This is a genomic window from Bacillus cereus group sp. Bce019, from assembly GCF_051781745.1.
In the GTDB taxonomy this organism is placed as follows: Bacteria; Bacillota; Bacilli; order Bacillales; family Bacillaceae_G; genus Bacillus_A; species Bacillus_A cereus.
This window is the reverse complement of sequence record NZ_JBPWJX010000030.1, coordinates 26,528-45,166: the sequence shown is the minus strand read 5'-3', so window position 1 is coordinate 45,166 and position 18,639 is coordinate 26,528. Positions and strand designations below refer to the sequence as shown.

Sequence of the window (18,639 nt, the reverse complement as noted above, 5' to 3'; positions counted from 1 at the left end):
CATTTTTCTCTCATTATACAAGAAATACCCTATAGACTAGACTTTTTTTAAGTGTCTATTCTATAGGGTACATTGTATTCACCACTCTTCCTTTTCTTTATGAACTTTCAATTTTTAAGTATAAATTCCCGTCTTTCCCAAAAACTAACACAAGTAAATGATATATGTTAGGGGTGAGAAAATGTTCGGTTTATCATCTAAAAAATCAAAAAAGACTAATACAAAAACACTTTGTTCTATCCCAGAATTTATACAAACCATGAAAGAATCAAGCGATTTTGTCTCTTATAACATACTTAAAGATGAAACGTTGTGCTTGTTTTATTATAAATCTGTCGTGGAAGCACTTATTATTAAACAATTCATTTTAACTCCTCTAAAAAAGGAATCGGACCAAATCCAAAACATCTCTGATTTATGTAATATCATCTCTATTGAAGACATTATTACCTCCCCTTCTATTGATGATATTCGTGAAAAATTATTAGGTGGATATATTTTAATACGCTTAAAAAACAATTTGAATCCTGATCAATATGCTTTAATTCGCGCCGAAAGTACTGTTTTAGGAAAACGATTATATAACGATACAGAAAATGAGTATAGCGTAATCGGTCCTAAAATCGGTTTCGTTGAAAACCTTGATACAAATATACACTTATTACGCCGAAATATCGTAACGGAGCAACTCATTTTTAAAGAAGTTACCGTCGGATCTATGTCAAAAACGAAAGTAGCAGTTGCTTATATAGAAGGAGTTACAAATGAACAATTTATCAACACCGCAATACAACGGCTAGAAGACATTGACTTTGATGTCCCGTTTGATTCAACTATGATTGAGCAATTTATTAGTGATAATAGCAATTCACCTTTTCCAGTTCTATTACCTACAGAACGATTAGATCGAGCTGTATTTGCATTAATTAACGGGGAAGTTTTAATTTTAACAGATGGCTCTCCATATGCTTTATCAGGACCAACAACGTTACTGGATTTTTTCATTTCACCAGAAGATTATTATTTACCGTGGATGATTGGATCGTTCTTTCGTATTATTCGTTTTTTCGGAGCTATATTTTCTCTTTTTTCCTCCGCTATTTATACAGCGGCTTTAACATATCATTATCAAATGATTCCAGCTGATTTACTAGGTCCTATTATTTTCTCGAGAGCTAACGTACCTTTCCCTCCCATTCTAGAAGCACTCTTTTTAGAAATTACAATTGAATTGCTTCGTGAAGCTGGAGCGCGTTTACCGACAAAAGTCGGACAAACGATTGGTATTGTTGGTGGAATTGTAATTGGGCAAGCATCTGTGGAGGCAGCTTTGACTAGTACAATTTTATTAATTGCAGTTGCTTTATCCGCTCTTGCATCTTTCACAACACCGACCGTAAAGATGTCTTCTACTATCCGGTTATTACGCTTTCCACTTATTCTTTTAGCCGGTGCATTCGGAGGATTAGGTCTTATTGTCGGATTTGTATTTATTTTAGCTCATTTAATTAAATTAAAATCACTTGGATCACCTTATTTATTACCTTTATATCCATTTCGTGGTTTAGGTACAGCAGAAGGTTTTCTTCGATTACCATTTAGTCAAACGGCTCAAAGACCTTCTTTTCTTAGACCAAAATCAAAATGGCGCTATAATCCAAACAAATCGAAGCAAAAACGTGATGGTGAGAATGAATGAAAAAATTTTTATTGCACCTAATCATTATCTTCTTCGTTTTACAAACTGGTTGTACACAAACGTATATAGTGGATACACAGCGTATTATTCATATTGCTGGATTTGACATCACAAAAAACAAAAGATTCCAAGGAACTATTCTCTTCCCAGAGTACACACATGGTGTAAAGTCTAAACCAGAAACTCAATCAACATCTGCCCGTTCACTTGAAACAATCGCTTCACGATTAAATGCAAAATCACCTCACAATGTCGTTGTAGGTCAAATGCGTGTCGTCCTATTTGGAAAGGCTCTAGGAGAACGCGGAATGGGAGAAATTATTACTAACTTACAACGTGACCCAAATATCGGACGTGATGTACAACTAGCAATTGTAGATGGATCGGCTGAAGAGCTTTTAAATTACGGAAAAAAAAATGGATCTTTATATATTGCTGATTTACTCGAGCAAAATATAAGAAATGAGAACATTCCACAAACCGAATTAAACATTTTTTTATATAATTATTACTCTTCCGTATGTGATGCATATGTTCCTTATATTAAAATGGACGATAATCATTCTGTCGCTGTCAAAGGGCTTGCCTTTTTAAAAGGCGATAAAGTCGTCATGTATACGGATAAAAGACATTCTGTTTTAGCAAAATTACTTATTAATCCTACAAAAAATGGACGTTACGAAGCCGCAATAACAAAGGATAAACATAAAGGTATGGTTGTTATACAAAACTTAGCTGGGAAAAATACATATGAGATAGATCAAACTGGCGACATACCAAAAGTAAAAATCCATTTAAAATTAAATGGATTAATTAAAAACTCTCCTAATTGGATTGATTTAAGAAAAGAAACAAATATCAACTATATAAAAAAACAAATTGAACGAAATGTTGAAAAAGACTGTGAAGATTTAATAAAACAATTTCAAGAAAAGGAAATTGACCCTTTAGGAATACGCGATGAAATTAGAAGTCATACGAGAAAATGGAATATAAAACAAATTCGAAATATGTATAAAAATGTAGCGGTGGATATAAATTTAGATCTTAATATTGTACAATCTGGAATCGGAGAATAGTGAGGTGAAATGAGCAATGAATACAATGAATAAAACAAAAACTGTCTCTCCATATTTTGCATTTATTTTACTGCATTCTCTCCAAATCGGAATAGGAATTCTTGGATATCAACGTGTAATTTTGAAAAATGCAGGTTATGATGCTTGGATTTCTCTTATTATTGCAGGTATTGCAACTCATATTGTACTGTTTTGTATGTTAAAAATGCTTGAAAAAGATGGGGATTTAATTAGCATTCATACAACAACCTTTGGAAAATGGGTTGGCTCTATATTTTCTGTAATTTTCACTCTTTATTGCTTATTATTTTGCCTTACGGTTCTTCGTACGTATATGGAAGTGATACAAGTTTGGATTTTCCCTACCATTAAGTTATGGAAACTTACGCTTATGTTTTTATTAGTCACTTACTACATTATAAAAGGTGGCTTCCGTTCTGTGACAGGGATATGTTTTTGGGGTATTGTTCTTCCTATTTTCGTTGTATTCTTTTTAATCTATCCAATGAAATATGCTCATTTTCGTAATATTTTACCTATTTTTACACATTCACCTTTTGACATGCTTATATCTGCAAAACAATCCGCATTGGAATTTCTGGGGTTTGAAACAATTCTTATCTTTTATCCCTTTATTGAAAAAGGAAAATCTTTAAAGCGATGGGCCCATGCTGGAATTGCTTTTAGCACCTTAATTTATGTAGTTTTAGCTATCGTATCTTTTATGTATTACAGCGAGGGACAATTAAACCGTACTATTTGGCCTACTTTAACGATGTTAAAAATAATTAAAGTTCCTTTTATCCAGCGCTTTGAATATATTATTATTTTCGTTTGGTTTTTAATTATTTTACCAAACCTCTGCTTAACCATTTGGTCATCATGTCAAACGATGAAGCGTTCCTTTCATATTTCATTTAAATTTACATTACCGTTTTTTATTTTCATCATATTTTCAGCTTCTCTACTTTTCACAAACCGTGAAAGTATCAACACATTAAATACCGTACTATCTCAAGCGGGTTTATATATTGTATACGCTTATATCCCAATTTTATTTTTGTTTCATTCACTAAGATGGTACTTCAAAAATCGTTCAAAAAAAACTTCTCCCTAGGTGTCCCTTAGTCTGATACAATTTGATTAATACATTTGTAAAGGGGACAAGCGAATGAAAAAGTATGTATTTTCTTTACTTGCAGTACTAAGCTTAATTCTTGCTGGATGCGGAAGTACTAGTACAAATGACCAAAAATCTTCTGAATCAAAAAAAGAAGAACATGACCACGCATCGCACACTCAGCAATCTGACATTCAAGAGAAAACAAAAGGAGTCGACACACTTCCTACCTTCCTAGACAAGCTTGATCCACAAATGAAAGATATCTACACTGTCGCTGGACAAAATGCAGAGCTATTAGATTGGATTCCATGCTATTGTGGTTGCGGTGAAAGTGTAGGACATAAAAATAATAAAAACTGCTTTATCCGTGAAATTAAAAAGAATGGTGAAGTTGTTTGGGATTCCCATGCAACGACTTGCGTCAATTGCCTAGAAATCGCTGTTGAATCTGCTTCCATGAAACAAAAAGGAAAATCAACGCTTGAAATTCGTAACTATATCGATAATAAATACAAAGAAGGCTATGGCAAACCAACACCTACGCCAATGCCAAAAGCTTAAAAAACGAGGAAACTCCTCGTTTTTTCTTTTCATTCACTTTTTTTCTTAACAAATTCTTTCAAGTGTATTTCCCCTTACTTATCACACACTATATATAACTCTCGGTAAGGAGGGTACACAGTGCAAACATATAACGACTATGATAAAGCTCTCTATTACACGTATTGCTGTAATTGGGATAAATTACTCGTTCTCATGGTTCAAACGAACGATCAATTATTTTCTAAGCGTATTGAGCATTTTTTACACGCTTATCAATACAGTAAAGAACTACCAGAAGTTGATAAACAATTGCAGCTCCTATTTCAATATATTGACCACGCATCCCAAAAGTCGCATGTAGAAGAAGTAGAACAAATTCAAATGTAAAATATAGCGCTATTCTCTTTAGGAGGGTAGCGCTTTTATTAATATTAATAAAAGTTCCCTCTTATAAAACTTTTATTGATAAACATATTTTTTCTTTCTTTTCCATACTACTTCATACTATAATTTAGTATGTAACTATTATAAGAGAGGTATAAAATATGGGACGAGAAAAAAAGCAAGAATATGCTTTACTTACCGCATGGGGAGCTTCTTTTATCGCTACACTAGGAAGTCTGTACTTTTCCGAAATCATGAAATTTGAGCCTTGTGTTCTTTGTTGGTATCAACGTATTTTTATGTATCCATTCGTTTTATGGCTTGGTATCGCTGTAGCAAAGAAAGATTATCGCATTGCAAGTTATTCTTTACCAATCGCAACTATTGGTGCTTGTATTTCTTTATATCACTATGCAATTCAAAAAGTCGCAGCATTTTCAGCTGCTGGGGCAGCTTGTGGACGTGTACCATGTACGGGAGAATACATAAACTGGTTCGGTTTTGTGACAATCCCGTTTTTAGCACTTATCGGCTTTATTACAATCGCTGTTTGTAGCTTTATTGTCATCAAAAACAAATAAGGAGATGAAAGAATGAAAAAAATGCTTATATTTGGTGGTATTATTATCGCCTTGTTTGCGGCAATTTTCGCTGTAACACAAATGGAAGAAAAAAACGCTTCAACTAGCCAAAAAATTGATAATGCTACTGGTAGTCAAACAGATGGTCCTGACTACTATACAAATAAAATTTCTCTTTCAGATCTTCAAAAGAACTTAAAAGAGAAAAAAGAAGAAACAGTATACTTTTATCAAACATCTTGCGTTCATTGCCAAAAATTATCTCCTGTCGTAGTGCCAATGGCTAAAGACTTGAACGTTGATATGAAAGTTATGGATATTGAAAAATTAGATGCTCCTTGGGATGAATATAAAATTCAAGGTACACCAACAATCATTCATTTTAAAGATGGCAAAGAAGTGAGCCGTATTAGCGGTGAACAGCCGAAAGACAAATTAAAAGAATGGCTTGAACAAACGAAAAAGTAATTAGAAAAGGAAACTCCTTCTACACATGAAATGGGCGTAAAATCCCACACTAATGTATAAGGAGGGGGTTTTATGCCAGAAGTAAGATGTTCTGTTTCCAACTGTTCTTTTTGGGGACAAGGTAACTTTTGTCAAGCAAGTGCGATCATCGTTCAGCCTGATGCAGATGAAACTGGTCAAACTGAAAATGATTCATATACAGCTGCTGTTTTAACAAACGAGACGCTAGAAAGTTCTGTAGCAACGAGTGTAGAGACTTGTTGTCATACATTTAAGCCTAGATATTAACAATTATTCCACCTCATATACGTGAGGTGGTTTTTTCTTTCCCTCTTCTTGTTTACGTCATCTCTAATTCTCCCTATAATAAAGTTAACATTTTTATGAATACGAAGGTGAAATACTATGGCTAAAACAATTGCAGATATCGCCAAATTGGCTGGAGTTGCAAAAAGCACAGTCTCTCGTTACTTAAACGGCGGATATGTAAGTGATAAAACAAAACTTAAAATCGAAGGTATTATTCAAGAAACAAATTTCTCTCCCAATACATTTGCTCAAAGTTTAAAAGCAAAAACAACAAATTTAATTGGTGTCATCATCCCCCGATTAGACTCCTTCGCTACAATGAAAACACTTATCGGGATCGATAAAACATTACAGGAAAATAACTATCAAATGCTTGTAGCAAATGCAAATCAAACAACCGGAACTGAAATACAAGCAATTGAAAACTTTATAAAACAAAAGGTAGCTGGCATTATTTTATTAACAAAAACATTGACGAATGAACATCAAAAAATTATGGCTAATTCAAACATCCCTATTTTATTCGTCGGGCAAGAATATAAAGATCAATATTGCCTCGTTCACGATGATTATGATGCAGCTTATGAGTTAGGGGCATACGTTTTATCGCAAGGCCATCGACATATTGCCTATTTAGGGATAGAAAAAGATGATATTTCTGTTGGAATAAATCGAAAAAATGGTTTTCAAAAAGCAATTGAAAATTTAGAACCGACTTGCAACGTTTCATATTACGAAACAACTTTCCGCATAGAAGATGCCATGAAACAAGTACAACATATTTTAGATAATAATCGCCCAACTCTTATCGTATGTGCTACAGATAACATCGCTCTTGGTGCAATGAAAGTCATTCACTCCCACTCTCTTTCTGTACCAGGTGATATTTCTGTAACAGGATTCGGTGGATATGATATTTCAGAAATGGTACACCCTAGTTTAACGACAATTGCGTTTGACTATGAGTATGCTGGAAAGCTTGCTGCCACTTCTCTTTCACAGCTTGTTGAAAACAAAACTATACCAAAAATATTACACTCTCGTTATACATTAAAAATCCAAGAAAGCGTTGACAAAATATAAAGGCGCTTTATAATAAAATTAAAACCGGTTCCACATTTTAAAAACAGGATTTTCAACATCATTTCCCTGTTTTTTATTTTAACTTTTTACGGAACCGGTTCCACAAAAAGTTTATAGTAAGGGGGAATTTTTATGGATATGAAACACATTGCAACTCAAATAATACAGAATATTGGTGGAAAGGAAAACATTGTTCGTGCCACACATTGCGCGACTCGCCTTCGTCTTATATTAAAGGATGATACGAAAATAAACGCTGCAGAAATCGAAAACATCGATGGAGTAAAAGGTGCTTTTGCAACGACCGAGCAATATCAAATTATTTTTGGAACTGGCATAGTAAACAAAGTATATGATGAATTCTCAAAACTAATTGGAATAGCTGAACTAGATTCTACAACATCAAACGATATACCTAAGAAAAAAATGAATCCTGTCGCCCGCCTAGCAAAGACACTATCTAATATTTTTGTTCCAATTATTCCAGCTATCGTTGCAAGCGGTTTACTTATGGGTCTACTCGGAATGTTGAAAGCGTTTAAATTAGTTCCTGGAGATCACTCACTTATCCAATTACTTGATATGTTCTCAAGTGCAGCTTTCATCATTTTACCTATTTTAATTGGAGTTAGTGCCGCTAAAGAATTTGGTGGAAACATTTTCTTAGGTGCAGTTGTTGGTGGTATATTAACTCACCCAAGCTTAACAAATCCTTGGACTCTTTCAAATGCAAAACCCACTGTTTTACATTTCCTTGGTATGGATATTGATATGATTGGCTATCAAGGTACTGTTTTACCTATTTTATTATGTGTATATGTTATGAGTACAATTGAAAAAGAACTTCGAAAACGTGTTCCGAACTCTTTAGATTTATTAGTTACACCATTCTTAACAATTATTATAACTGGCTTTTTATCACTTATTATTATCGGACCAATTGGATATAAAATCGGTGACGGCATTACGTACCTTTTAAATACAATTTATCAATTTGCAGGACCAGTAGCTGGACTTATATTCGGTGGATTGTATTCAACAATCGTTCTTACTGGCTTACATCATAGTTTCCACGCTATTGAAGCGGGCTTACTCGCAAATAAAGATATCGGTGTCAATTTCTTACTCCCTATTTGGTCAATGGCGAACGTTGCACAGGGCGGTGCTACTTTAGCTGTCTATTTCAAAACAAAAAACAAAAAAACGAAAGAAATTGCAATTCCAGCAGCAGCTTCAGCATTTTTAGGAATTACAGAACCAGCTATCTTTGGTGTCAATTTAAAACTTGGTAAACCATTTATTGCAGCAGCTATTGGCGGCGCAATTGGAGGCGCTTACGTTGTTTGGATGCAAGTAGCGGCTAATGCATACGGTTTAACAGGTATTCCGATGCTTACAATTGTTGCACCTCTTGGCATGATGAACATGATTCACTATATAATTGGTTTCGCTATTGCAGTTATCACTGCTTTTGTTGCCACATTCATTTTATATAAAGAAAGTAAATAATAACGGGGTGAAAACCTATGTCAAAATATAAAACAATACTGCAATCTAATAAAGACGAATTACATTCTTTATATGAAATTGCAAACCAAGATTCATGGAAACCAATTTATCATATCCACCCACCATTTGGATTAATGAATGATCCTAACGGTGTATCATACTACAATGATGAATATCACGTTTTTTATCAGTGGTATCCATTTGGTCCCATTCATGGAATGAAGCATTGGGGGCATGTGAGGTCAAAAGATCTTATTAGCTGGGAGCGTATGCCTGTAGCCATCATCCCTACTGAAAGCTATGAATCACACGGTGCATATTCTGGTAGTGCTATCGTAAAAGATGGCCTTCTTCATCTACTTTATACAGGGAATATAAAAAAGCCTGATGATTCCCGTGATGCAAAACAATGTATGGCAACAATGGATTCACAATATACGATGACGAAATATAGTAATAATCCTGTTATTGATATAATTCCTGACGGATATACAAAACATGTACGTGATCCAAAAGTCTGGAAACATAATGATATGTACTATATGTTACTCGGTGCCCAACGTGAAAATAAAACAGGAACTCTATTACTATACAAATCACAAGACCTATACAATTGGCATTTCCAAGGCGAAATTACAACAAACTTAAAAGAATTCGGATTTATGTGGGAATGCCCCGATTACTTCCAATTATCAGGGAAAGATGTACTTCTCTTTTCACCGCAAGGAATTGAAAAAGACGGAGAAAACTTTCACAATGTATACAATGTCGTTTATGCTATAGGCCATTTCGATATTAAAAATTTATATTTCCATGTTGATTCCTATTACGAAGCTGATAAAGGATTCGATTTTTATGCCCCTCAAACTTTAGAAGACTCTACTAGTCGTCGCCTATTGTTTGCTTGGGCAGGATCAAGTGAAATCACATATCCTTCTGATGATTATATGTGGGCTCATTGCCTAACACTTCCACGTGAATTAACATTAGAAGATAACATCTTAAAACAAAAACCAGTTTCAGAATTAACAAAATTACGAACAACAAAAAAAGACATTTCAGGAGATATAACAGCTGGATTAAATGTATTATCAACGCTTGATGATGAAGACTCCTATGAATTAATTGTTACACTTAAAACAGAAGATGCAAAGCGTTTTGGTCTTTCTCTCTTCCACAATGAGGAGGAATGTTTCCCCATTACATTTAATCGGGAACAAGGTACTATTTCTATAGACAGGGGCAACTTCTACCATCAATTTGGCGGAGAATATGGATTTGAACGCTGTAAAAAAATCGATATTCAAGATACGATAGAACTACAAATATTTGTAGATAAAAGCATCGTGGAAATTTTCTTATACGATGGTTCAACAGTCTTTACGTCCCGAGTTTTTCCTCGAAAAGACATGAAACATCATATCGCAATCTTTTCAGATGCAAAACTAAACTTTACGATCACACAATATAAGCTGAAAAGAGGGATTGTATGAGAAATGTCTTTTGTATAGGTGAACTATTAATTGATTTTGTGTGCCGAAATACTAACGTTTCTTTAGTAAACGGTTCAGATTTCGAAAAAAAAGCTGGTGGAGCACCCGCTAACGTTGCTGCTGCGATTACAAAATTAGGTGGACACGCTACATTTATGGGGCAAGTAGGAAACGACCCATTTGGTGAGTTTCTTGAACAAACTTTACAGCGTGCGCAAGTCGATACATCCATGCTCATAAAAGATAAACAAACAACACTTGCATTCGTATCCATCGATCAAGATGGCGAACGTGATTTTACTTTTATGCGTGGTGCAGATGGTGAATATCAATTCAATAGCATTGATTTATCAAAAATACAAACGAATGATTTAATACATTTCGGTTCAGCGACAGCTTTACTATCAAGCCCATTAAAAGAAACGTATTTTCAGTTGTTACAATATGCGAAAGATAAAGGCCATTTTATTTCTTTTGATCCAAATTATCGAAGTGCACTCATTACAAATACAGAACAATTCTCTCAAGATTGTCTAACCTTTATAAAACATGCACACTTTGTAAAAGTAAGTCAAGAGGAAGCTACTATGCTCTCTAAAGAGAGTGATTTACAACAAGCTGCACTCAAATTATTAAATTATGGCGCAAAAGTAGTAGCTATTACACTTGGAAAAGACGGTACCCTTCTTGCGACAAATGAAGGTCAAACTATTGTCTCTTCTATTTCCATTCAACAAGTCGATACAACTGGTGCTGGTGATGCTTTCGTTGGAGCAATGTTATATCAGATTGCCCAAAGTGAACATACACTTTCGTATCATTTCAAAGACTTAACAGCATTTATCTCCTTTGCCAATAAAGTAGGCGCTATCACATGTACAAATTACGGTGCAATTGCCTCTCTTCCATCATTAACAGATATAAAAGCATACGATTAATCGTATGCTTTTTTTACATCCCTCTCCAAAAATCATGCATAATAAAAAAGTACAAAATAACGAGAACGGCCGTCCCGCATAAGGTAATGCGCCGATATATACTCTTCTCTCCTTCCCTCGCTTTCACAAACGCCCAAATAAATCCGAAGAACAATATTAAATCAACATATGGAACATAAAAAGAAAAGACGAGAAACGCATATAAATACACGATAAATAAACAGGTCGTTACTAAGAAAACTTTAAACGCAAATTCACTTTTCATAATATAACCGCCCCCTATCTGTACTGTATTATATTCAGCAAAATACAATAGTTGCAGTTAAACTCCAAGTATAAATAAGCTACCGTCTATAATACGGTAGCCATTACGGAACATTGTATTTCCGTTTATATATATTACTTAAAATCGAAGAAGGAATTTGCTCGTAACGAACTTTCTCTCCTGTTTCATCTATAATATACGAATTGTTTCCTATATAATATATTCCATCTTTTCGTTTTGAGTACACTGGATATCTTTCATTTGGCAATACAGTTTTCACTTTCGTTAACTGTCCATTTGGTTCTTGCCAATATATATCCGCGCGGTCTACTAACGTAAGTACTCCAATTTGTTCTTTTTCTATTTTTCGACCATTCCAGCTCACAACGCGATAACCAAGTTTATTCGCTTCATATTCGGGGCTCGTATGAAAACGAGAAATGATTACTTTTGTTTGTAATTGTACTCGGTCATATAACCATTGTATATCCCTGTCATGCATACGAATACAGCCATTTGATTCCCTACTTCCAATCGTCCATTCCCGGTTCGTCCCGTGAATTGCATATTCATTCTTATCTAGTCCAAGCCACCTCGTACCAAGAGGGTTATTCGGTGCACCCCCAGGTATTTTTTTTCGATGGTATTCTTTATTTTTAAATTTAGTTATAATACAAAAATTACCTTCAGGCGTAGGTGTACGATCTCTTCCAGTCGTTACTGGAAATGTTTTTGTGTAATTTCCATTTTCAAAAAAAGACAACTGGTTCGTCGTAAGATTTACTAATATTAAATGATCTGTATTAGCAAAAGCACTAACCGGTAGGATGAAAAATAATAGTATGATGAAACATAACTTTTTCAGCTATATCCCCCCTAGCGCTCCCTATAATAAGTGGAATTAACATTACTTTGCTCTTATAAATGAAAACTATCCATTTACAATAACGCCCCCATTTACATGTATCATTTGCCCAGTAACATAGGATGAATCACCAGATGCCAAGTATACGTATGCCGGCGCTAATTCATATGGTTGACCAGGTCTTTGCATCGGAACATTGCTCCCAAACTGAGAGACTTTCTTCTCATCAAAGCTCGATGGAATCAGCGGTGTCCAGATCGGGCCCGGTGCAACACCATTTACCCGAATCCCTTTTTGCACTAACGATTGGGAAAGTGATCTTGTAAAAGCTACGATTGCTCCTTTCGTTGCGGAATAATCAATTAACGTTTCATTTCCTTCATATGCAACGATAGATGCCGTATTTATAATGACATCCCCTTTCTTCAAATGAGAAAGGGCTGCTTTCGTAACGTGAAAATAAGAAAAAATATTAATACGAAATGTTTTTTCTAGCTGTTCTGCTGTAATATACTCTAGCCCTTGCTGCGGATATTGCTGTGCAACGTTATTCACTAAAATATTTAAACTACCTAACTGCCGGGCGGTCTCTTCCACAATATCTTTACAATGCTGTTCATTACTCAAATCCCCCGGCAACAATACACACTTTACACCTTCTTTTTCAACACGTTGTTTCGTCTCATTTGCATCTTCTTCCTCATCTAAATAAGCAATCGCAACATTTGCTCCCTCTTTTGCAAAAGCGATGGAAACTGCTCGTCCAATTCCGCTATCTCCTCCCGTAATTAACACATTCTTCCCTTTTAACTTTTCACTTCCTTTATAGTTTGCATCTTCAAACTGCGGAAGGGGGCTCATTAATGATTCAATACCTGGCTGCTTATTTTGATGTTGCGCAGGCATTGTTATAAAGTTTTTTTGCTGTGGCATAGCTGCTTTCAACTCCTTTTCCTTAGCATGTGCACAATAAAAAGCTGAAATTCACACATCGTTTTACGATTAATATTCGAATTTAAGACACAAAATATGAATTGTTATAAACTTTTTATGCAAAACTATTGCAAAATAGATAAAAAACGAATATTATATATAACTGTTGTGAAAATTATTCGTAAACAGAAAGGATGTTTATATGTTTAACCTTTCAAAACATAAAACTTCTATTAAAACTGAAATTATGGCAGGTATTATTACCTTCTTAACAATGGCATATATCATTGTCGTAAACCCTGTTATCCTTGGAGATGCAGGTGTTCCATTTGAACAAGCATTTACAGCAACAATTATCGCTGCTGTTGTCGGAACATTATTTATGGCAATCTTTACAAACTTACCAATCGCAATCGCGCCAGGTATGGGATTAAATGCTTACTTCTCTTACTCTGTTGTAAAAGCGCATGAAGGCATGACTTTCGCAATTGCATTCTCTGCTGTATTCGTAGCAGGTATGATTTTAATTTTGCTATCATTTACATCTTTCCGTACAAAATTAATGGAAGCAATTCCTGAAAACTTAAAACATGCAATTACTGCTGGTATCGGGCTATTTATCGCCTTTATCGGTTTACGTTTAACAGGTATCGTTACAAAAAATGATGCAAACTTAGTTGGACTTGGTGATCTTCACTCTGCTCCAGTTCTACTAGCATTAGCTGGACTTGGAATTACTATTATCCTTATGTCTTTAAATGTAAATGGCGCACTATTTATTGGTATGCTATTAACTGGTATTATCGCTTTCTTCACAGGACAATTAACATTCTCAAACGGTGTTACATCAATGCCTGGATTACCAGAAGGAATTATCGTTTCAAATCCAATTACTGCTGTATCTGACGTAATTAACTACGGATTATACGGCGTTGTATTCTCATTCTTCCTTGTTACACTATTCGATACAACAGGTACATTACTTGGCGTTGCACAACAAGGTGGATTTATGAAAGACGGAAAGCTTCCAAAAGCAGGACGAGCTCTTCTATCTGACTCATTCTCAGCAACTATTGGTTCTATGTTCGGAACGACACCATCAACAGCTTACATTGAATCATCTGCTGGTGTTGCAGCTGGTGGTCGTACTGGTTTAACAACTGTTACAGTAGCGGTTCTATTCTCACTAGCAGCATTCTTCGGCCCATTAGTAAGTGCTGTTTCTGGTGTATCAGCTATTACTGCACCATCATTAATTATCGTTGGTAGTCTTATGATGGGTTCAGTTCGCCACATCGATTGGGACGCATTTGATGAAGCATTCCCAGCATTCTTAGTAATCTTAAGCATGCCACTTACATCAAGTATCGCAACAGGTATCGCACTTGGATTTATTTCATACCCACTTATGAAAGTAGCAAAAGGTAAATTCCGTGCTGTTCACCCACTTGTATACGTATTTGGAATTTTGTTTGCTTATCAATTGATATTCTTACCACATTAAAATCCCTCTTCCTGAGGGATTTTTTTATAAATACTGTTTGACAACACCATTCGTTTGTGGAATAATTCAAAATAGTTAAATATTCGATGTCTTATCAAGAGCAGGTGGAGGGATGAGCCCTACGAAGCCCGGCAACCGACCCATTTATGGGCACGGTGCTAATTCTTACAACACATTGTGTTGAAAGATAAGAGTAATATGATAAGGCGTCTTTTCTATATGAAAAGGCGTTTTTTATTTTCACTCCCTCCTCTCTCTTTTTAGTTTAGGAGGGATTTTTTTATGAAAAAATTATGTTCCATCGTACTTATTTTTCTCTTATTTACATTAGCAGCTTGTACAAATGAACAAGATGCTATCTCTTCACAAAAGCAACAAACTGTGAGAAAGGCGACTACAACGGTAGAAAATCAATTACAAACAGAAATTCCAAGCCAAATGAAGAAGCCATTAAAAATCGCATTAATTATGCAAATGTCCATCGGAACTTTTTCCTCTCAATATATTGAGGGTGTCAAAAAACAAGTTGAGCTATTTGGCGGCAGTGTACAAGTCTACAATTCTGATAACGATTTAGCAAAAATGGCTGCAAATTTAGATACTGCTATTAATTCAAAAGTGGATGGTATTTTAATTGATCATGGCCGTTCTGAAGCACTAAAACCTGGAGTAGAAAAAGCGTTACAAGCGAACATTCCCGTAGTTGCGTTCGATAACGATCTACGCTTGCCAGGTGTGACAATTATTGATCAAGATGACTATAGTCTTGCATGGAAATCATTAAAAACGTTAGCGGAAGATTTGAATGGACAAGGAAATATCGCAGTTGTATGGGTCGGCGGATTTGCTCCAATGGAACGTCGCAATGTTATCATTGATGCTTTTTATAAACGGTATCCAAATATAAAAGAAGTCGCAAGATTCGGTACTGCTAGTAATAACACACCGCTCGATACACAAACACAAGTAGAAGCTTTACTAAAGAAATATCCGAAAAAAGGCGATTTACAAGCTATTTTCGCTTCGTGGGATGAGTTTGCTAAAGGGGCTGTTAAAGCACTTGAACAAGCTGGTCGTACAGATATAAAAGTATATGGCATTGACTTAAGTAATGAGGATTTACAACTCATGCAAAAAGAAAACTCACCTTGGACTGCTACAGCTGCAACTAATCCAGCTGAAGTAGGTAAGGTTCAAGTACGATTTTTATACAAAAAAATTGCTGGTGAACAAACGCCAGATATTTATTCACTAGAACCTTATTTAGTAAAGAAAAATAGTTTACCAAAAGAAAGTATAACAATGGATCAGTTATCAAAATATATAAACGGTTGGGGAGACTCAAAAGATGCATATTCCCCTTGGATGAAAAAATTAGAGAAGGAGAAAAAATGATGACGTTCTCTCTTCAAAACATTACACATTCTTATCATGTCGCTACACCTGTTCTAGAAGATGTTTCTATTCATATTCAAAAAGGAAAAGTACACGCTTTACTAGGCATGAACGGTGCGGGAAAAAGTACTTTACTAAAAATAGCAACTGGTGAAATTCAACCAGTTGTTGGCGATATAAAAATTGATACTCAGTCTGTTTCCTTTACTTCACCGCGCGATGCAAAAAAGCATGGCATTTCTTTCGTAACGCAAGAAGTAGATCACGGACTTATTCCCGGATTATCTGTATTAGAAAATGTACTAATCGATCATTTAGCAATGCAAAATAAAGTACTATTTTCAAAGTCCAAATTAGTCGCACTTGCTAAACAACATTTGCAAACTGTACAGGTAAATTTAAATGTTTCGGAAGATGTTTCAAACTGTTCATTACATGAAAAACAATTACTTCTTATCGCAAGAGCTTTATCTAACAATACAAATTACCTTTTATTAGATGAACCTACTTCTTCTCTTGGACCAAAAGAAGTTGAAACCTTTGGGAAACTATTAAAAGATTTAACCTCAAAAGGAATTGGCATCCTTTTAGTTTCTCATCGTTTATCAGAGATTCGAAATTTCGCGGATGATGTAACTGTATTACATAACGGTCAAGTTGCCCTTTCTGAAACCATTACAACGATTACAGATCAACAAATTGTGGAAGCGATGACTGGAAAACAACTTACACTTCCTGTTAATACAGCACCCAAAACCGGGAGCGAGGAACTATTTAAAGTACAAGAGCTTCTATTACACGAAGCTCATTCTCCCCTTTCTCTTACAATACGAAAAGGAGAAACTGTTGTGATATACGGATTAATTGGAAGTGGAAAAACAACACTTGCTGAAACGTTATTTGGTGCTCTTCATACTTATCACGCAGAAATAAACGGTCAAAAACTAACGATTAAAACACCACGAGATGCGATTAAAGCGAAAATCGCACTTGTACCAGAAGAAAGAAGAAAACAAGGCGTATTTCTTTCGGAAGATATTATAAGTCACACAAATTTACATCAATCAGGTTGGAAACGAAAACAAACCGAATTAAATGATGCTACTACAGCAATTTCTTCTTTCGGTATTTCACCAAATGACCCAAAGGCACTTATTCATTCACTTAGCGGTGGAAACCAACAAAAAGTCTCAATTGCAAAGTGGAGTGGATTCAAACCTAATCTATTTCTTTTAGACGAGCCAACTAAAGGTGTAGACATCGCTGCGAAACAAGACATTTTTCAATTCATTCGCGACATTACAGAAAACGGAAGTTCTGTAATTTATTTCACAGGAGAACAAGATGAAGCGTTGCATATCGCTGATCGCATTCTTATACTGGCAAACGGAGAATTTGTAGGTGAATACTTACCAAGCGAACTATCTCCTGAACAGCTTTTACATTTATCTGAAGGGAGCTATTCCATTGAATCTCGTTCATAAAACGAAAACTAAGAAACTATATTTACCTACTCATCTTTTTTATCAATTTAGTACAATTGCTATTATTATAGGTGTTACAATTTTTTTCTCTATCGTCAATGATTCTTTTTTAACATATAACAATATTAGTGATATTTTACGTTCTATTTCCATCGTAACGTTACTTGCAATCGGCGTTACCTTTACATTGATTGTAGATGGGTTTGATTTATCAGTCGGCTCTACCGCTAGTTTAGCAACAATTGCAGCTGCTTCTTGTCTCGTTTTATATCGACAAGAACTATTAGTCACACTCCTTGTTCCTATTCTTTGCGGGTTATTAGTTGGATTATTAAATGCACTACTCGTTATCCGAATTAAATTACCTGATTTACTAGCTACATTAAGTATCATGTATATCGTCAATGGACTACACTTAACATTTTCAAAAGGATCTTCAATTTATGAAGGAATGTCCGGTGCAACAGGACATTTTATTCCATCTTTTTTATTTATCGGTCAAGGTTCCGTCTTAGGAATTCCAGTCCCTGTCATTATCATGCTTACTGTCGTTTTAATTGCACATCTATTTTTAGAAAAAACAACGTACGGTCGTTTCTTTTACATGACTGGTGGGAATCGAGAAGCTGCTAGATTAGCCGGTATTCCTACTGATCGTTACCGTGTATATGCTTATATGATTAGTGGTTTACTAGCTTCTATTGGCGGCATTATTCTATGCAGCCGCGTTGGAACAGGACAAGTTTCAGCTGGTGCTCCATTATTAATGGATGCAGTCGCAGCTGCCTATATCGGTTACGCAATGTTCGGTGCCAAAAAACCAAATATATTCGGAACATTCCTCGGCTCGGTATTAATTGGAATTATATTAAATGGACTCACAATGATGAACGTCCCTTATTATGCACAAGATATTATTAAAGGCAGTATTTTAATTACAGCCCTAGCCTTTTCATTTATTAAAAAGAAGCGTAAATAAAAAGT

The 18,639-nt window shown here is 35.2% G+C and carries 19 protein-coding genes and 1 riboswitch; of the genes, 16 read left to right on the top strand and 3 right to left on the bottom strand.

Going from position 1 to position 18,639, the window contains the following annotated elements; all coding sequences use genetic code 11:
• The first annotated feature begins 181 nt into the window (after positions 1 to 181).
• The 12 genes from ACS2QP_RS25790 (at position 182) to ACS2QP_RS25735 (ending at position 11,209) form a co-directional block, all read left to right on the top strand.
• Positions 182 to 1,699: a spore germination protein gene (locus ACS2QP_RS25790; protein ID WP_153581751.1), complete on the top strand. Its 1,518-nt coding sequence runs from the start codon at positions 182 to 184 to the stop codon at positions 1,697 to 1,699.
• A complete protein-coding gene (locus ACS2QP_RS25785) occupies positions 1,696 to 2,778 on the top strand; it encodes a Ger(x)C family spore germination protein (protein WP_153581752.1) in 1,083 nt (360 codons plus the stop codon). The genes ACS2QP_RS25790 and ACS2QP_RS25785 overlap by 4 nt, the downstream gene beginning before the upstream one ends.
• A 16-nt stretch (positions 2,779 to 2,794) precedes the next feature.
• Positions 2,795 to 3,895 carry a GerAB/ArcD/ProY family transporter gene (locus ACS2QP_RS25780; RefSeq protein WP_001095038.1) on the top strand — a complete coding sequence of 367 codons (1,101 nt, stop codon included), beginning with the start codon at positions 2,795 to 2,797 and terminating at the stop codon, positions 3,893 to 3,895.
• 54 nt (positions 3,896 to 3,949) lie between these two features.
• Complete coding sequence (locus tag ACS2QP_RS25775; protein ID WP_332285395.1) at positions 3,950 to 4,462, top strand: PCYCGC domain-containing protein; 513 nt, start codon at positions 3,950 to 3,952, stop codon at positions 4,460 to 4,462.
• 120 nt (positions 4,463 to 4,582) lie between these two features.
• Entirely contained in the window at positions 4,583 to 4,831 is a 249-nt protein-coding gene (locus ACS2QP_RS25770; protein ID WP_001195459.1) for a YhdB family protein, read from the top strand.
• A 158-nt stretch (positions 4,832 to 4,989) separates the two neighbouring features.
• The gene (locus ACS2QP_RS25765) at positions 4,990 to 5,409 is read left to right on the top strand and encodes a disulfide formation protein C (RefSeq protein ID WP_000532265.1); all 420 of its coding nucleotides are present in this window, start codon (positions 4,990 to 4,992) and stop codon (positions 5,407 to 5,409) included.
• 12 nt (positions 5,410 to 5,421) lie between these two features.
• Positions 5,422 to 5,877: a thioredoxin family protein gene (locus ACS2QP_RS25760; protein WP_000738435.1), complete on the top strand. Its 456-nt coding sequence runs from the start codon at positions 5,422 to 5,424 to the stop codon at positions 5,875 to 5,877.
• A 72-nt stretch (positions 5,878 to 5,949) separates the two neighbouring features.
• Positions 5,950 to 6,165: a DUF1540 domain-containing protein gene (locus ACS2QP_RS25755; protein WP_001115482.1), complete on the top strand. Its 216-nt coding sequence runs from the start codon at positions 5,950 to 5,952 to the stop codon at positions 6,163 to 6,165.
• Between the two features lie 117 nt (positions 6,166 to 6,282).
• Positions 6,283 to 7,269: a LacI family DNA-binding transcriptional regulator gene (locus ACS2QP_RS25750; RefSeq protein ID WP_001140402.1), complete on the top strand. Its 987-nt coding sequence runs from the start codon at positions 6,283 to 6,285 to the stop codon at positions 7,267 to 7,269.
• A 132-nt stretch (positions 7,270 to 7,401) separates the two neighbouring features.
• Positions 7,402 to 8,778, top strand: a complete 1,377-nt coding sequence (locus ACS2QP_RS25745) for a sucrose-specific PTS transporter subunit IIBC (RefSeq protein ID WP_438882972.1) — start codon at positions 7,402 to 7,404, stop codon at positions 8,776 to 8,778.
• A 17-nt stretch (positions 8,779 to 8,795) separates the two neighbouring features.
• The gene (gene scrB, locus ACS2QP_RS25740; protein WP_438882971.1) at positions 8,796 to 10,271 is read left to right on the top strand and encodes a beta-fructofuranosidase; all 1,476 of its coding nucleotides are present in this window, start codon (positions 8,796 to 8,798) and stop codon (positions 10,269 to 10,271) included.
• Positions 10,268 to 11,209 carry a carbohydrate kinase family protein gene (locus ACS2QP_RS25735; RefSeq protein ID WP_001246640.1) on the top strand — a complete coding sequence of 314 codons (942 nt, stop codon included), beginning with the start codon at positions 10,268 to 10,270 and terminating at the stop codon, positions 11,207 to 11,209. Before scrB ends, ACS2QP_RS25735 begins: the two co-directional genes overlap by 4 nt.
• A 13-nt stretch (positions 11,210 to 11,222) precedes the next feature.
• Here the strand turns inward: ACS2QP_RS25735 and ACS2QP_RS25730 are convergent, their stop codons facing one another.
• The 3 genes from ACS2QP_RS25730 to ACS2QP_RS25720 all read right to left on the bottom strand — a co-directional run bounded on the left by ACS2QP_RS25730 (position 11,223) and on the right by ACS2QP_RS25720 (position 13,272).
• The gene (locus tag ACS2QP_RS25730) at positions 11,223 to 11,474 is read right to left on the bottom strand and encodes a hypothetical protein (protein ID WP_000834195.1); all 252 of its coding nucleotides are present in this window, start codon (positions 11,472 to 11,474) and stop codon (positions 11,223 to 11,225) included.
• A gap of 103 nt (positions 11,475 to 11,577) precedes the next feature.
• Complete coding sequence (locus tag ACS2QP_RS25725) at positions 11,578 to 12,339, bottom strand: L,D-transpeptidase (RefSeq protein WP_025921749.1); 762 nt, start codon at positions 12,337 to 12,339, stop codon at positions 11,578 to 11,580.
• A 66-nt stretch (positions 12,340 to 12,405) separates the two neighbouring features.
• Positions 12,406 to 13,272, bottom strand: a complete 867-nt coding sequence (locus tag ACS2QP_RS25720; protein WP_001136261.1) for an SDR family oxidoreductase — start codon at positions 13,270 to 13,272, stop codon at positions 12,406 to 12,408.
• Positions 13,273 to 13,474: 202 nt separating this feature from the next.
• On the opposite strand from ACS2QP_RS25720, the gene ACS2QP_RS25715 reads away from it, so the two are divergent.
• The 4 genes from ACS2QP_RS25715 (at position 13,475) to ACS2QP_RS25700 (ending at position 18,634) form a co-directional block, all read left to right on the top strand.
• On the top strand, positions 13,475 to 14,776 hold the full coding sequence (locus tag ACS2QP_RS25715; protein WP_438882970.1) for an NCS2 family permease: 1,302 nt from the start codon (positions 13,475 to 13,477) through the stop codon (positions 14,774 to 14,776).
• An 88-nt stretch (positions 14,777 to 14,864) separates the two neighbouring features.
• Positions 14,865 to 14,970: riboswitch (SAM riboswitch) on the top strand.
• Between the two features lie 88 nt (positions 14,971 to 15,058).
• Positions 15,059 to 16,171 (top strand): sugar ABC transporter substrate-binding protein, encoded by a 1,113-nt coding sequence (locus tag ACS2QP_RS25710; protein ID WP_438882969.1) that lies wholly within the window; start codon positions 15,059 to 15,061, stop codon positions 16,169 to 16,171.
• Positions 16,168 to 17,655, top strand: coding sequence for a sugar ABC transporter ATP-binding protein (locus tag ACS2QP_RS25705; RefSeq protein WP_438882968.1), 1,488 nt, complete (start codon positions 16,168 to 16,170; stop codon positions 17,653 to 17,655). Before ACS2QP_RS25710 ends, ACS2QP_RS25705 begins: the two co-directional genes overlap by 4 nt.
• Positions 17,639 to 18,634 carry an ABC transporter permease gene (locus tag ACS2QP_RS25700; protein ID WP_106823124.1) on the top strand — a complete coding sequence of 332 codons (996 nt, stop codon included), beginning with the start codon at positions 17,639 to 17,641 and terminating at the stop codon, positions 18,632 to 18,634. Before ACS2QP_RS25705 ends, ACS2QP_RS25700 begins: the two co-directional genes overlap by 17 nt.
• The last annotated feature ends 5 nt before the right edge of the window (positions 18,635 to 18,639 follow it).